The 15,255-nt window shown below is 35.0% G+C and carries 17 protein-coding genes; 11 read left to right on the top strand and 6 right to left on the bottom strand.

Annotation, left to right across the window (positions count from 1 at the left end):
- Nucleotides 1–98 precede the first annotated feature (98 nt).
- From BFS35_RS09775 to BFS35_RS09765, 3 genes are read left to right on the top strand one after another with little or no spacing between them, the layout of a single operon-like run.
- Nucleotides 99–1,550, top strand: coding sequence for a helicase HerA-like domain-containing protein (locus BFS35_RS09775; RefSeq protein ID WP_099581038.1), 1,452 nt, complete (start codon nucleotides 99–101; stop codon nucleotides 1,548–1,550).
- Entirely contained in the window at nucleotides 1,550–1,738 is a 189-nt protein-coding gene (locus tag BFS35_RS09770) for a hypothetical protein (protein ID WP_099581040.1), read from the top strand. Before BFS35_RS09775 ends, BFS35_RS09770 begins: the two co-directional genes overlap by 1 nt.
- 12 nt (nucleotides 1,739–1,750) lie before the next feature.
- On the top strand, nucleotides 1,751–2,707 hold the full coding sequence (locus BFS35_RS09765; RefSeq protein WP_099581042.1) for a diacylglycerol kinase: 957 nt from the start codon (nucleotides 1,751–1,753) through the stop codon (nucleotides 2,705–2,707).
- 40 nt (nucleotides 2,708–2,747) lie between these two features.
- Here BFS35_RS09765 and BFS35_RS09760 read toward each other — a convergent pair whose 3' ends face one another.
- Nucleotides 2,748–3,566 carry a glucose 1-dehydrogenase gene (locus BFS35_RS09760; RefSeq protein WP_099581044.1) on the bottom strand — a complete coding sequence of 273 codons (819 nt, stop codon included), beginning with the start codon at nucleotides 3,564–3,566 and terminating at the stop codon, nucleotides 2,748–2,750.
- Between the two features lie 112 nt (nucleotides 3,567–3,678).
- Between BFS35_RS09760 and BFS35_RS09755 the strand changes: the two genes are divergently transcribed.
- From BFS35_RS09755 to BFS35_RS09720, 8 genes are all read left to right on the top strand, one after another.
- The gene (locus BFS35_RS09755; protein ID WP_158554296.1) at nucleotides 3,679–5,490 is read left to right on the top strand and encodes a 5'-nucleotidase C-terminal domain-containing protein; all 1,812 of its coding nucleotides are present in this window, start codon (nucleotides 3,679–3,681) and stop codon (nucleotides 5,488–5,490) included.
- A gap of 79 nt (nucleotides 5,491–5,569) precedes the next feature.
- Nucleotides 5,570–6,934, top strand: a complete 1,365-nt coding sequence (gene rlmD / locus BFS35_RS09750) for a 23S rRNA (uracil(1939)-C(5))-methyltransferase RlmD (RefSeq protein ID WP_099581048.1) — start codon at nucleotides 5,570–5,572, stop codon at nucleotides 6,932–6,934.
- A gap of 135 nt (nucleotides 6,935–7,069) precedes the next feature.
- The gene (locus BFS35_RS09745; RefSeq protein ID WP_099581050.1) at nucleotides 7,070–7,567 is read left to right on the top strand and encodes a hypothetical protein; all 498 of its coding nucleotides are present in this window, start codon (nucleotides 7,070–7,072) and stop codon (nucleotides 7,565–7,567) included.
- A 181-nt stretch (nucleotides 7,568–7,748) separates the two neighbouring features.
- Entirely contained in the window at nucleotides 7,749–9,080 is a 1,332-nt protein-coding gene (locus tag BFS35_RS09740; RefSeq protein ID WP_099581052.1) for an NtaA/DmoA family FMN-dependent monooxygenase, read from the top strand.
- A gap of 149 nt (nucleotides 9,081–9,229) precedes the next feature.
- On the top strand, nucleotides 9,230–9,499 hold the full coding sequence (locus BFS35_RS09735) for a type II toxin-antitoxin system Phd/YefM family antitoxin (protein ID WP_099581054.1): 270 nt from the start codon (nucleotides 9,230–9,232) through the stop codon (nucleotides 9,497–9,499).
- Nucleotides 9,480–9,797, top strand: coding sequence for a type II toxin-antitoxin system RelE/ParE family toxin (locus BFS35_RS09730; protein WP_099581056.1), 318 nt, complete (start codon nucleotides 9,480–9,482; stop codon nucleotides 9,795–9,797). Before BFS35_RS09735 ends, BFS35_RS09730 begins: the two co-directional genes overlap by 20 nt.
- A 76-nt stretch (nucleotides 9,798–9,873) precedes the next feature.
- Nucleotides 9,874–10,941, top strand: a complete 1,068-nt coding sequence (gene dinB / locus BFS35_RS09725; RefSeq protein ID WP_099581058.1) for a DNA polymerase IV — start codon at nucleotides 9,874–9,876, stop codon at nucleotides 10,939–10,941.
- 15 nt (nucleotides 10,942–10,956) lie between these two features.
- Nucleotides 10,957–11,172: a hypothetical protein gene (locus BFS35_RS09720; protein ID WP_099581060.1), complete on the top strand. Its 216-nt coding sequence runs from the start codon at nucleotides 10,957–10,959 to the stop codon at nucleotides 11,170–11,172.
- Nucleotides 11,173–11,180: 8 nt separating this feature from the next.
- On the opposite strand, the gene BFS35_RS14135 is transcribed toward BFS35_RS09720, so the two are convergent.
- The 5 genes from BFS35_RS14135 to BFS35_RS09695 all read right to left on the bottom strand — a co-directional run bounded on the left by BFS35_RS14135 (nucleotide 11,181) and on the right by BFS35_RS09695 (nucleotide 15,216).
- The gene (locus tag BFS35_RS14135; RefSeq protein ID WP_099581062.1) at nucleotides 11,181–12,080 is read right to left on the bottom strand and encodes an exonuclease domain-containing protein; all 900 of its coding nucleotides are present in this window, start codon (nucleotides 12,078–12,080) and stop codon (nucleotides 11,181–11,183) included.
- A gap of 84 nt (nucleotides 12,081–12,164) precedes the next feature.
- On the bottom strand, nucleotides 12,165–12,338 hold the full coding sequence (locus BFS35_RS09710) for a FeoB-associated Cys-rich membrane protein (protein WP_099581064.1): 174 nt from the start codon (nucleotides 12,336–12,338) through the stop codon (nucleotides 12,165–12,167).
- 11 nt (nucleotides 12,339–12,349) lie between these two features.
- Nucleotides 12,350–14,344: a ferrous iron transport protein B gene (gene feoB / locus BFS35_RS09705; protein ID WP_099581066.1), complete on the bottom strand. Its 1,995-nt coding sequence runs from the start codon at nucleotides 14,342–14,344 to the stop codon at nucleotides 12,350–12,352.
- On the bottom strand, nucleotides 14,337–14,648 hold the full coding sequence (locus BFS35_RS09700) for a FeoA family protein (RefSeq protein WP_313017682.1): 312 nt from the start codon (nucleotides 14,646–14,648) through the stop codon (nucleotides 14,337–14,339). Before BFS35_RS09700 ends, feoB begins: the two co-directional genes overlap by 8 nt.
- Before the next feature lie 64 nt (nucleotides 14,649–14,712).
- Nucleotides 14,713–15,216 carry a ferritin gene (locus BFS35_RS09695; protein ID WP_099581068.1) on the bottom strand — a complete coding sequence of 168 codons (504 nt, stop codon included), beginning with the start codon at nucleotides 15,214–15,216 and terminating at the stop codon, nucleotides 14,713–14,715.
- Nucleotides 15,217–15,255: the final 39 nt, after the last annotated feature.

Here is a 15,255-nt window from a genome sequence, read left to right as displayed (position 1 = left end):
GCATTATGCTTAGCCTTTTTTTATGTCAAAATTGCATAATATATAGATTATTGTAAAATAAAAAGTAACGATGCAAAACAAAAAGGGTAGGGATATGGATGACGTCAGTAAATATTGCGAAAAATACGAATGATATAACTTTACAATTACAAATGGCAAATCGTCACGGATTGATAGCCGGTGCAACGGGTACAGGTAAAACCGTCACATTAAAAGTTTTAGCAGAACAATTTTCAAAGTCAGGTGTACCGGTATTTTTGGCAGATATTAAAGGGGACCTGGCAAGTATTGCTGAACCGATGACGATAAATGAAAAAATTGAACAACGATTAAAAGACTTAAATATTACAGATTACCAACCGAGAAGTTATCCTGTTCGTTTGTGGGATATATTTGGCGTTGATGGCGCACCAGTTAGAGCTACGATCTCTGAAATGGGACCGATGCTTTTAGCGCGTTTATTAGAATTAAACGATACGCAATCTGGTATTTTAGATATAGCCTTTAAAATTAGTGATGATAATGGATTATTGCTATTAGACTTAAAAGACTTGCAATCTTTACTGAAAGAAATGGCAGATAATGCATCTGTTTATAGCAGCAAATATGGAAATATTACAAAACAATCAGTAGGAGCGATTCAACGCAAACTGTTATCATTTGAATCACAAGGTGCTGAGAACTTCTTCGGTGAACCTGCGTTAAATTTAACTGATTTTATGGAAGTAAGTGCTAACGGTGAAGGTATTATCAATGTGCTTATGGCGAATAACTTATTTACAAAACCCGTACTTTATTCAACTTTTCTTTTATGGTTATTAACAGAATTGTTTGAGGAATTACCTGAAGTGGGTGATCTTGATAAACCGAAACTTGTATTTTTCTTTGATGAAGCACATTTATTATTTAAAGATGCACCAACGTCATTTATTACGCAAGTAGAACAGGTTGTTCGCCTTGTCCGTTCAAAAGGTGTTGGCGTGTATTTCATTACCCAAAATCCGATAGATTTACCTGATGAAGTTTTAGGACAACTTGGTAACCGTATACAGCATGCGTTACGTTCATTTACACCTAGAGATCAAAAAGCAGTGAAAAGTGCTTCTGAAACGTTCAGACAAAATCCAGACCTGGATGTTGCAGCTGTTATCGGGGAATTAAAGACAGGTGAAGCATTAATATCATGTTTAAATGAAGAGGGTCAACCTAGCATTGTAGAACGTGCCTTTATTCGACCACCTGAAAGTAAGATAGGTGTTATCGATAGTACCGTTAAACAAACTGTCCTCGCAGAAAATCCTTATCAAACGAAATATGGCACAGCAATTGACCGAGAAAGTGCGTATGAAATGTTACAGGAAAAGTTTACACAAATAGAAGCAGAAAAAGAAAAAGCAGCAGAAGCTAAATTACAAGCTAAAACGGTTAAAGCTGAAAAAAGAAAACCAAAATCAGAATTACAAAAAGTTGCGACAAGTGTACTTACTAGTGTTGGCAGACAAATCGGTCGTGAAATTGTACGAAATATATTCGGCGGGAGAAGAAGATAATGAAAAGTGGATGGATTTATATTATACTCATCGCAATCAATATTTCATTGGTAATAGTATTGATGACACCTACTGTTCAGAATAACGAAATATTTATTAAAGGTGTACAAGTATGTATCGTGATTGTGACATTTATTTTATTTAGAATGTATCTGAGAGAACGTGGATTTTTAAAAGAGAAGAAATAGGTGGTGTGCTTTTTGAGAAAAAGAGCGAGAATTATTTACAATCCTACATCTGGACGAGAATTATTTAAGAAGTCATTAGCAGATGTGTTAATTAAACTTGAAGATGCAGGATATGAGACGAGTGCCTACGCAACAAAAGCAGAAGGTGATGCGATACAAGCAGCACGACAAGCTGTAGAAGATCGCTTTGATCTTATTATTGCGTCGGGTGGTGACGGGACGATTAATGAAGTAATAAACGGTATTGCTGAACAGGAATACCGCCCGAATATCGGTGTAATACCGATGGGTACAGTAAATGATTTCGGTAGAGCATTACTCATTCCGAAAGATATTTTACAAGCTGTAGATGTAATTATAGAAGGAAACACCGTACCGGTTGATGTAGGTAAGATGAACAATCGTTATTTTATCAACATTGCAGGGGGCGGAAAGATTACCGAAGTAAGTTATGAAGCACCAAGTAAACTTAAAACTGTCCTTGGACCTTTAGCATATTATATTAAAGGGTTAGAGATGCTGCCGGAAATAAAAGCGACGGATATTCGTATTGAATATGATGGTAAAGTCTTCAGTGGAGAAGTCATGTTATTTTTAATCGGTTTGACAAACTCAGTAGGTGGCTTTGAAAAGTTAGTACCGAATGCATCGATAAATGATGGCTACTTTACATTATTATTTTTAGAAAAAGTAAATTTTGCTGAATTTGGACATGTCTTCTCACTTGCTTCACGTGGTGATCACATTAAACATCCGAAAGTACATTATATAAAAGCGAAAGATATTAAAGTATCATCTTTTGAAAAAGTACAGCTCAATGTTGATGGTGAGTTTGGCGGTATACTACCGGCTCATTTTGTAAATTTAGAGCGACATATCAATGTATATAGTCAGTTAGATAAGATTCATCCGGATAAAGAAAATGAGATTATCATTCAATATAAACAAGACCTTGAAAAAGAAGAATAAAGTAAAGACTGCTCTCTCAATTAGAGAAAGCAGTCTTTATTTAAATTTCATCTGTAAAGGATTCTAATAATGCATCATATTCGAAATTACGATGTGAAGGATAAAGGCTGAGTCCACCATCTGCCACAATCGTTTGACCTGTAATATATTTACTTTCTTTGCTGGCTAAAAATGCAGCCACACTAGCAATTTCCTCTGGTTCGGCAACATAACCCATAGGAACAAATAAATCAGCATCTCGTTTTGCTTCAGGTGTTTTAAAGTTCTCGGCATTGATCGGTGTATTGATACTGCCAGGAGCAATATTATTAATACGAATTTGAACGCGCGCATATTCTAACGCTAAACTTTGCGTCATTAATTTTACCCCACCCTTACTAGCGCTATAGTGAGCGTAATGTGGCCATGGAATGATTTCATGAACACTTGAAATATTAATGATACTGCCTTTAAATTTGCGATCCATAAAATGCTCTAATGCCAGTTGACAACCGATAAATGTACCACGAAGATTAACAGCAATTACTTTATCAAACTCATCAATTGGCATCGTATGGCTCGGTATATCAGACTGAATACCTGCATTATTTACCATAATGTGAAATGCACCGAAATGATCTATGGTCTGTTTCACTAAACTTTCCATTTCGTTTTTGTTTGTAGTATCTGCTCTTATTGCAAGTGCATCGACACCAATCTCTTTTACAATATCGACAAGTGCATTTGCTTCATCCTCACGAGAACGATAGTTGATAACTACGTTGATGCCTTCTTTTGCAAAGCGAATTGCTGTTGCTCTTCCAATACCTGATGCTCCACCTGTAATAATAGCCACTTTTCCTGTTAAATCGTTATACATGAAGTCACTCCCTTTTTGTTTCAATACCCGTAAATTAAAAGATTAATCTATGATAGAAAAAATGACAATCTATTCAATTTCTAATAAAATAAATGTGAAAGGTGGCGCACATATGTATAGATTATCGATTTTAGCAACGACAGATACGCATAGTCATATTAGTTTATATGATTATTTTTTAGAAAGTGATCTGAAAATTAATGGATTAATACTTGCCGGCAGTAAGATTGAAGCGATAAAAGCAGCTAATGAAAAGGCTGATGTTGCAACAGTTGTTGTAGATAATGGTGATATACTGCAAGGAAATATTATGGCAGATTACGCCGCAGAAATGCGTCCTGACATTCATCCGGCAATTAATATGATGAATGAGATTGGCTATGATGCCGGTACATTAGGTAACCATGAATTTAATTATGGACTAGAGTATTTAGATAAAGCCAATCAGCAGGCATTGTTTCCATTAGTCAATTGTAATGTGAAATATATCAATGGTGACTTCGTTGTTGCGCCTTTCCATATCGTTGAAAAGTCATATAAAGATGGTACGACGGTAAAGATCGGTATAACAGGCGTCGTACCTGAACAAATTATGAAATGGGACGAAGACCATTTATCGGATCGAGTAATTGTTGAAGACATGTATGACGCATTGTATCAATATAGCAATCAGTTAAAAGCATTTGGTTGTGATATTGTTATTGCATTGATGCATACTGGATTAGATCAGGAGCAATTAGAAAATATGAAAGGGATTGAAAATCAGGTATATCGTCTGGCACAGATTGAAGCAGTTGATACTTTTGTGTTTGGTCATACACATCAGCAATTCCCTGGACCTGATTATGTAAATATTCCGGAAGTCGATAATGAGAGTGGACGTGTATTTCATGCTTATGGCGTCCAACCTGTATGTTTTGCAAGCCATCTTGGAAGAATAGACCTTGCGCTTGAGAAAACAGAACAAGGCTTTAAGATTGTGAACGGTAAAAGTAGCGTCATCGAATTAAAATCAAGTGATGTGGAGATTAATACACATTTTATAGATGTGAATCAAACTGCGCATCAGGGTGTGTTAGATTACGTAAAACAACCCATTGGCATGACTAAGCGCCATCACGATAGCTATTTTGCGCAAGTTGGTACGAGCACTGTTGTAGAAGTCATAGCTAAAGCAGGTAAATATGCAATTGAACAAATGATTAATAATCATCAGCTCAAACTAGCAAGTACAAATATTATATCAACAAGTGCACCGATAAAAGCCGGAAGAGATGGCGTAAATGATTATATTGAAATTGACAGTGGTGAATTAACACTTAAAGATGCAATTAATATTTATCGCTTTCCAAATAAGATGTCAGCAGTAAATGTCTCTGGTCGCGTCTTACGAGAGTGGGTTGAATGGAGCGTATCATGCTTCAATACAATAGATAGTGAATATATGCTTAAAGATAATAAATCAACATCACCTGGATTTCCAAGTTACAACATGGATATCTTCTATGAATTAAACTATTGTATAGACTTATCACGTGAAGCACGGTACAGTAGTGTAGGTGAGAAAATAAATGACACGTATCGTATAAAAGATTTAACCTATTTAAATCAACCTGTAACGGATGATCAGCAATTTACAGTACTAACGACTGATTATCGTACAAATTTTTGTCCAATATTAAATGATGCATCAGTGACGAAGATACAGTTGGAAGATATTGAAATTAGACAAATTATTATTGAATATATCAAAAGATTTGGGGTTGATTTCCAACCAACAAGACCATTTACGTTTTTACAGGATGGGATATATAAATTTAAATCAAGTCCAAAAGGATCAGCATATTTGCAACCAGGGATTACACCAACAGAAACATACGACGATGACTATTTAATTTACGAACTTAATACAGCATTAACCTAAGGATAGGACGATACCTTAGTAACACATTCGAAATCATTGTGTCTTATCAATATTTTGAAATAAAACAATAGGAGAAAATATGAAACAAATTAAATTTAACAAAAATGACGAATTACAAGGGACAGTAGTAGACTTAACGCATGAAGGATCTGGTGTTGTTAAGATTGACGATTATCCATTTTTCGTTGAAGGCGCATTACCAGGAGAAGACGTGACGATTAAAGTGATGAAAGTCGGTAAGACATTTGGATTTGCACGTCTTGTGTCAGTTCAAAATGAAAGCCCAGACCGTGTTGCAGAGAAAGATATCGTTGGCCGACAAATTGGAACGATGACATTGCAGCATTTATCGTATCCAGCGCAATTAAAGTTCAAACAACATTTAGTAGAAAGCGCGTTTGAGAGATTAGGCAAGTTTAAGGGCGTAAAAGTTGCTGAGACTGTAGGGATGGAAGTGCCTTATGAATACCGAAATAAAGCGCAGATTCCTGTAAGAAACGTTAACGGCATGCTTGAGACAGGATTCTTCAGAAAGAACAGTCATCAACTTGTGCCAGTTGAGAATTTCTATATTCAGCATAAAGCAATCGATGCAGCGATTGTGAAAGTAAGAGATATATTACGTAAATATGATATTGTACCTTATAACGAGCGTAACCATAACGGTGAAATCCGTCATATCGTCGTTAAACGTGGCCATTATACAGGACAATTAATGATCATATTAGTGACGAATAAAAAACGCCTGCAAAATATCGAATCAATTACACATGATATTGTAAACGAAATCGAAAATGTTGAAAGTGTTGTATTAAACTTTAATAACCAGGAAGGTAACGTGATTTTAGGACGTAACAATACAGTACTACACGGTACGCCGTATTACACTGATAAGATGTTAGGACTAGAATTCAGAGTATCACCAAACTCATTCTTCCAGGTCAATACACCACAAGCTGAAGCGTTGTATCAATTAGCTTTAGAAGCAGCAGATTTAAATGGTACTGAAACAGTACTAGATGCGTATTGTGGCATTGGGACGATTTCTTTAGCATTAGCACAGCAGGCGAAACAGGTCTATGCGATGGAAATTGTGCATGAATCAATTAAGATGGCGAAACAGAACGCTAAGATGAATGGCATTGATAATGTACATTTTGAGACAGGTGCAGCAGATGAAATCCTGCCGAAGTGGAGCGAAGAAGGCGTTAAGTTTGATGTAGCGGTTGTTGATCCACCACGAAAAGGATTAGACGATGACTTTATTCAGACATTAATTGCACAAAACCCTAAAAAGATCGTCTATGTCAGCTGTAACCCGTCAACATGTGCCCGTGACTGCCGTAAATTTGCAGATGCAGGATACAAGTTAGAAACAGTAAAACCAGTCGACTTATTCCCGCAAACGCCGCATGTAGAGTGTGTCGTTAGACTTACGAAGTAAGCATTTTTTATTAAAGCCTTGTTATCAAGGCTTTTTATTTTATTGAACTTTAGATAAAAACTAAATATAAAATCTTAACAAACGGTTCTTCTATTCTATAAAAATACACTTGATAATCTTTTAAGGAGAGAAACTATGAATATAATATTAAAAAGTACGTTCAAAAAATATGAATCGATGTCAGAGATACTAGTACCTAAACTTGTAAAAATTTTGTTGAATCTTGATAACCTTGAAAAAGAGATTTATGAGCGAAGTAAAATAGAATTAAGTGAATACCAAGATGGTTATGGAAACTTTAAAGAAGAATATCATCCGAAATCTAAAGCACTATTCAAAGAGTTAAATGAAAAGCATCATGAAATAATTAAAGATAATGTTAGCGAAAAACTTAAGTCGATCAGTTATGGGGGCAGTTACGGCAAACCAAGCGAATATTTTTATATTCAAGATGATAATCTGGATATCTACTTTACAATGCGAAAAAAAGATATGGCTACTATTGTAATTTATTATGAATATGCTCTTAAAAAGAAGCATAAATTTATTTTTAGATTGATTGATAACAAATGGTTAATTGATGAGAAATATTACGGCTTTAGTGATAAGTCATGGTATAAAAATGGTATATAGAAATAATTATTTTAGATATTAATAAATAATTCTGAAATACTTATTGATTAAAGCTCTTCAAATGGGATTTTTTATTGAAAAATTTTTATAGGAAATTTGTATAAGTAATGTGAATTGATTTAAAGTAGTCAGGCTTTATCATGTAGCTACTAAATAATTTATGAATGATAAAGGAGAAACGATGACAAATAATAAACAGATGTTGTTAGGTTTAGGATTTACCGGTACGTTTGGTACGAACGGAAAGGCCTGGATGAGTGAAGATGTTGATATAAGAACATATCCTGATATTGAAGCGGATATTCGCTACGCACAGATGGCTGAAAAGGGTAAATTTCAATTTATCTTTATCGGTGATTTTCCTGGCGCAGTCCCAAATGATAACCGTGATGTACCAGGTATGACATTAGAACCGATTATTACTTCTACTGCTATATTAAGAGCTACAAAGCATATTGGTGTTGCCAATACTGTACATACGCAGTGGAATACTCCATATACAGTAGCCCGTCAATTTAAAGGTCTGGATTTAATGAGTGGTGGTCGTATTGCCTGGAATGCAGTAACTGGTTCCAGTCCTCAAGTCGCTGAAAACTTTGGCGTAACATTATTGGATCGACAAGCACGTTATGAAAGTCATTATGAATTTGTTGAGATGGTACAACATTTCTGGGGGACTTGGGGTAAAGATGCGTTGAAAGCGGATAAAACGCGTGGTGTATTTGCTGATTATAATCAAGTTAAAAAAGTATATTTAAATGGTAGATATCATCAGGCAAATGGTGCATTACCGATGCCACCATCACCACAAGGTCAACCCGTAATCTTCCATTCTGGTGGTTCTCCAGCAAGTATTGCTTTTGCAGGACGTTATGCGAATGCGATGATTGGTGAAGTATGGACGATTGAACAGGGAATTGAAACACGTAATGCTTTACGCCAGGCAGCAATAGATGCTGGTAGAAATCCGGATGAGATTAAATTTATTGCAGGATTAATGCCGGTTGTTGCAGATAGTAAACGAAAGGCATTAGATCGTCATGCCAAATTTATGGACGAAAGTTTAGTCTATCAACGTGTTCAACACATTAGTATGGTTTTAGGTATTAGATTATCACCAGCAGATTTAGAAAAGCCGATTCCTCATGAACTTCTAGATAGAGTAGAGATTGATGCATACTCAGATCCTCGCATTGAAAATGTATTAAAAGTTGCACGAGAAGGTTGGTCATTGCGTGATATTATCTATCATTCTGTTATTGATTATCATCCAGTAACTTTAGGTGAGGCGAAAGAAACAGCAGATCATTTATCAGAATGGTTTGAAGCGGGTGCAGCAGATGGTTTCTGGATTATACCAGATGTATTTGAAACAGATTTAGCACGATTTGTAGATGAAGTTGTTCCAATTTTACAGGAACGTGGTGTCTTCCATAAAGATTATGAAGGAAATACGTTGAGAGAACATTTAGGTGTACCGTATCAATATGGTTTAGATGAGCGACTGAAATAAATTTATTTGCACATTCCTTTATGGGTTTGTGCTTTTTTGTTTTTTTGAAAATAATATATCTTTAAACTGAATTATTTTTATATTATTACACCATTTAAATTATGATATAATTAAGATAAAATTATGATATGAAAAGGGTGTATATATAAATGAAAATTAGACCAGTATCAGACTTAAGAAATAAGTTTGCAGAAATAGAAAAGGATGTTATCAAAGAAGATGCCCCTGTGTTTCTAACTAAGAATGGTTATGGAACAATGGTGTTAATGAGCATTGATAAGTATTCTAAGTTAGCTGAATCCCATGAGGCATATTTATTAGAATCAGAAGTAATTGCAAGAACAACAAAAGAAAGAATGACACACGAAGAAGTATTTGGTAATTTAAAGGAAAAATTGAATGGAAAAAAAGAGATATAAAGTAACTTACTTATCTACTTTTTACAATGACCTTTCAGGTATAATAGAATATTTTCAAAATGATTTAAAAAATAATTTAGCTGCAGAAAAATTCTTAGATAATGTAGAAAATGCTATATTGAAAAGATCAAAAACACCTTTGATATTACCACCAGTTTATAAAAATACTATGTTAAACTTATGTTTTTATCGCATTATAGTATCAAATTATTCAATATATTATGTTGTTAATAATGATAAGGTAGAATTCCGAAGAATAATTCATAATAAAAGAGATATCAAAACATCTCAACTATGACAAGCAAATCACTAATTATCTTCTCCCGCACTTTTCATATATAATGAAAGTACTAGAAAACTAAAGAAGTGATAATATGGAAAGAAGAATTATTCACATTGATATGGATGCTTTCTATGCACAAGTTGAGCAGCGGGATAATCCTGACCTTAAAGGTAAACCTGTTATCGTTGGTGGAAAGAGTCGCAATCGTGGTGTTGTGGCAACGGCGAGTTACGAAGCGCGTAAATTTGGTGTGCATAGTGCCATGCCTACTGCTCGGGCACATCAGTTGTGTCCAGACGGCTATTATGTAAGTCCTAGATTTGATGTATATAAAGATGTATCGAGTCAAATTATGTCGATATTTAAAGGCTACACTGATATTGTACAACCAGTATCACTAGATGAAGCGTATTTAGATATAACACATCTTGTACGTAAAGATCTTGGTGCAAGTCAAATTGCAGCTTTTATTAAAAGAGATATTATGACTGCTACAAATCTAACGTGTTCAGCTGGTGTTTCTTATAATAAATTTTTAGCGAAGATTGCCTCAGGTATGAATAAGCCAAATGGTTTAACAGTTATCCATTACGAGAATGTTGAACAAATATTAGCTGAACTTCCCATCGGTGAATTTCCTGGTGTAGGGAAAGTGACCGAAGAGAAGATGCTCAGGCTAAAGATAATGAACGGCAAAGATTTACGTGATAAATCTGAACTTGAGTTAATTGAATTATTCGGTAAGAAGGGTAGTAGTTTATATCAAAAAGCTCGTGGTATTGGCTCTGACATAATAAATATGGACCGAGTAAGAAAATCAATTGGCAAGGAATCAACATTTTCTCACGATGTTCAGGATGAAGCGTTTATTTTACAGACAATGCGTACACATTCAGAAAAAGTAGCATTAAAACTTCAGGATTTAAATAAAGTAAGTGATACGATTACCGTCAAAATAAAAACTAGTGACTTTGAATCACATACAAAGCAAACAAAAATAATAGACTTTACAGATCAAGCTGATACCATTTATAATACAGCTGTGTTATTATATACTGACCTAAAAGAGGAGTTTAACAATATACGTTTAGTAGGCGTCTCTGTGGGTAATTTAAAAAATAAAGTGTATGAAAATCTAACAATATATGATTTTCTTTAGAAATGAGGAAGTATTATGAAATTTAAATTTGCTATCATTGGTATAACTGCACTTCTCATTATGATGTATATTATGGAAACGGTAGAACACGGTTTTAAGGTGTTGCCGCTTATCGGTATTATTTTAGTTGCAGGATTTTTATTCTGGATTGATCATAAATTAGAACGACCAGTGAACCGTCACACCATTAAAAAGACTATCAAAAATAACACGACTACTCATAAGAAGTAGTCGTGTTGTTATATTGATTGATAAAAAGCAATCATCTGTTGTAATTTATCGTCGTTCATAATTGTAATGTCGTGTCCTAAAGCAATCTTATTTCGGACAACACCTTCTTTTTTGGAAGGTTTATCGTTTTTTTGTCTTCCTCTGATTAATATGTCTCCCTGCTCGATATCATCTGTGTAACTACCACCGTTATCAACGATATACTGCACAATATGTTTTCTTGTTTTATGTAGTGTTCCTGTAATTGCAATTTGTTTATTATAAAAAGGATGACTTTTGTCAATGACTGCTGTAGTAGATTTTATACTGCTTAATTCTCGATGATAGCGTGACATGCTTTGGTTTTTCGTAGTAGTTGAAATGCTTTTGATATATTTTTTTCGGCGTTTCGTTGAAAAGTATTCTTCAAGGTCTGAATAATGTTTCAGCAATCTTACTGTAATCATTGCACATGCCTTAGCATCATTTAAGGCATGATGATGTCCGTGGAAATCCAGTTTATAATAGGCCATCATATTCTTTAAACTATAGCTATGATTCTTTATTGTATCTCTTGCCATGATGACCGAACAGAAATATGGTAGTGTCGGCATATCGAAATGATATTTTTTTATAGAAGCATGTAATACTTTCATGTCAAATTGCGCGAAATGTGCAACGACCGGAAGATCACCGATAAAATCGAGCATATATGGGTAAACATGTTCAAAGGTTGGTGCGTCCTGAACGTCATCTTCATGTATACCGTGGACCTGAATGTTAGATGCGCTAAAATAAGTTTCAGGATTTACTAATGTATAAAAAGTTTCAGTCATCATATTATCGATGACTTTTACCATACCGACGCTACAAATTGAAGCAGGATTCCCATTAGCTGTTTCAAAATCTAATGCTATAAATGAATTCATATCTTTTACCTCGATTAATAATTATGATGTATTTTAACATGTATTACGCAAAGAAATAACTAGACTGCCTAATAGGCAATCTAGTTATTTCTTTACATTATCAAAATTAATTTGATGCAGATTATCACAACCACAGCTGTCGTTTAGATCACAACTGTTGCACTTACCGGCTTTAGATTTCTTAAAGAACTTATAAAGCGTATAAGTTGCATATCCAAATATTAGAACGAACAGTAATACGTTGATAAGTATTGACATAAGTTTTCCTCCTAAAGAAATAATCTGCCGATTTGATATACAGCCATCGTTAATAAATACGCAGTCGCGATAGGATATAGCATCGCTATAAAAGTCCATTTCCATGATGACGTTTCTTTACGAATTGCAGCAACTGTTGATAGACATGGTATATAAAGTAATATAAAAAGCATAAATGCATACGCAGTAAGCGGTGTAAACTGTGCGTGAATCATAGACACAAGCGCATCGTCTTTTACTGCATAGATAATGGCCATCGCACTTACGATAACTTCTTTTGCTAGAAATCCCGGAATAAGTGTTGCGCCTGCCTGCCATGAACTGAATCCAAGTGGAATTAACAGTGGTGCAATAAATCCTCCAATCATCGCTAGGAAACTGTCATCAACATCTACATTTAATCCTCCTGGTCCTGCATAATTGAGTAGCCAGATAAGTACAGACCCACCAAAGATAAATGTACCAGCTTTCTTAACGAAGCCTTTTCCTTTTTCCCATGTACTTCTCCACAGTGTTTTAAGTGAAGGAAGACGATAAGGTGGCAACTCTACAATAAAGATGGAAGTATCGTTTTTGAGCACTGTCTTCGATAAAATAAAGCTTACCATTAACGCTACGATGATACCGATTAAATAAAGGCTGAGTACTACAAGAGCCTGATGTTCTTTGAAGAATACACCGGCAAATAATGCGTATACTGGTAATCTTGCAGAACATGACATAAACGGTGCAATAAGTATCGTTGTGAGTCGTTCTTTTTCTTCTTCGATGCTTCTAGCGGCCATAATTCCAGGAACATTACAGCCGAAACCAATAATCATTGGAATAAATGATTTACCGTTTAATCCAAACATCTCCATTACACGGTCCATAATGACAGCGATACGCGCCATATATCCTGAGTCTTCAAGCAAAGAAATAAAGAAGAATAATACAAGGATTTGTGGTACAAATACTAATACACCACCAACCCCAGCAATAATACCATCCGTCACTAAGTCTTGCAGGAAGGGCATAACGCCAAGTGATTGCATAACATTTTTCACGGTGTCCGTTAAAGGGCCTGCAAAGAAGCTATCAAGTTGGTCTGAAAGTGGGGTACCGATCCACGTAAACGTCGTCTGAAAGATCAGCCACATTAATAATAAAAATATCGGTATACCAAATATACGATGTGTGACAATGCGATCTAGACGTTCTGTAAGAAATTGCTTATCTTCATCAGGATATGTGACAACATCAGTTAGTACTTGCTCAATGAACTGTATACGTGCGTGATGGATACGTGACTTAACACTTGTAGTGAGTTCATTTTCCAATTGGCTTCTGAGTGGTATCATTTGTTTAAGCGTATCTTGATCTAAATAAGATTCAACAACCGGATTACCCAATATAAATTGAACAGCAAGGAAACGATAATGTTTTCGTTCAAGTGATAAATTATCAGGTAATATTTGAATAATTTCCGCTATTGTTGATTCAATCGGTGCATCATACGTTATTTTAAGCGGACGGTTAGCCGATAATGTATCATCCAGTGCATGTAACACATCTGTTGAACCTCTGCCTGTTCGTGCCACAACTGGAATAATCGGTGTCTTCAACTTTCTCATTAATAAATCAATGTTAATATGGATACCACGTTTTGTTGCAACATCGACCATATTTAATCCAATCATCATCGGTGCACCGTATTCCATAAGCTGTACAGTTAACAGTAGATTACGTTTCAGTTGTGCGGCATCGATTATATTAATCATACCTTCAAAATGTTCATTTAATAAAAAATTTGTTACCACTGTTTCATCTTTAGAAAGAGGTAACAAATCATAGATGCCTGGTAAATCAATAAGATTACCTGTCTTATTCTTTAAAGTACCCATCTTTTTCTCAACAGTGACGCCGCTCCAGTTACCGACATACTCATAACTGCCTGTCAGTGCATTAAACAGTGAAGTTTTCCCTACATTTGGATTACCTAGTATACAAAATGCTCTACTATTCATGAACTTGCTCCAGCATGATTTTACAAGCATCACAATTGCGGATACAAACATGTTGACCATTGATATCTAAAGTGCAGGGACCTTTAAATAAACTTTTTTGTCGCACTTTAATTTCACTACCTTCCGTGAAACCTAATGCATGTAATCGATGCATCACCATCGCATTGTCAAATAACATCGATTTTATTTTATATGTTGTGCCGAGTGTAGCATTTGCGACATGAATCATTATGACACCTTCTTTAATTGATTGATATTGATTATCATTTACGACTAGCTTATCATGCCATTTTATATAATACAAGTAGGGGATTACCCTGCTTTTGACAAAATAAAAACACCTCATAAGAGGTGTAGAGAACGACTGATTATTCTTCTTCACTAAAGTTACGTTTACCTAGTTCTTTCTCATATAAATATAATGCATTTGCATCGTCTTTAATACGTCTGATGTAATCGATATGTTTTTTAAACATCGCTTCTTCCTCAACCTGTTCGTCTAAGAACCAGTTTAAGAACGAGATCGTTGAGAATTCCTTATCATTCTTAGCAAGTTCCGCTAAATTGTAAAAGTTTGCAGTCACTTGTTGTTCTTGTGCAAGTCCTGCTTCAAAGGTATCTAAAACACTTGAAAATTCTGTATTTGGTGCAGGGATTTCTGAGAACTTGGCATGTTGATCGCGGTCATTTAAATAATTATAGATTTTTGTACCATGGAATCTTTCCTCAGCAGCTTGCTGTTCATAAAAGTTAGCAAACCCGTCATAACTTTCTTTAGCACAATATGCAGCCATTGCCATGTATGCATGTGCTGCTGCGAATTCCTCGTTCATCTGTTTATTTAATGCGGCAGTCAATTCTGTTGATAACATAGATATTCCCTCCAATTTTAAGATAAATTCATTATAATA

Origin of the sequence: Macrococcoides goetzii (assembly GCF_002742385.2) — a bacterium.
In the GTDB taxonomy this organism is placed as follows: domain Bacteria; phylum Bacillota; class Bacilli; order Staphylococcales; family Staphylococcaceae; genus Macrococcoides; species Macrococcoides goetzii.
The sequence above is the reverse complement of the archived record's forward strand: the minus strand, read 5'-3'. Positions and strand labels throughout refer to the sequence as shown.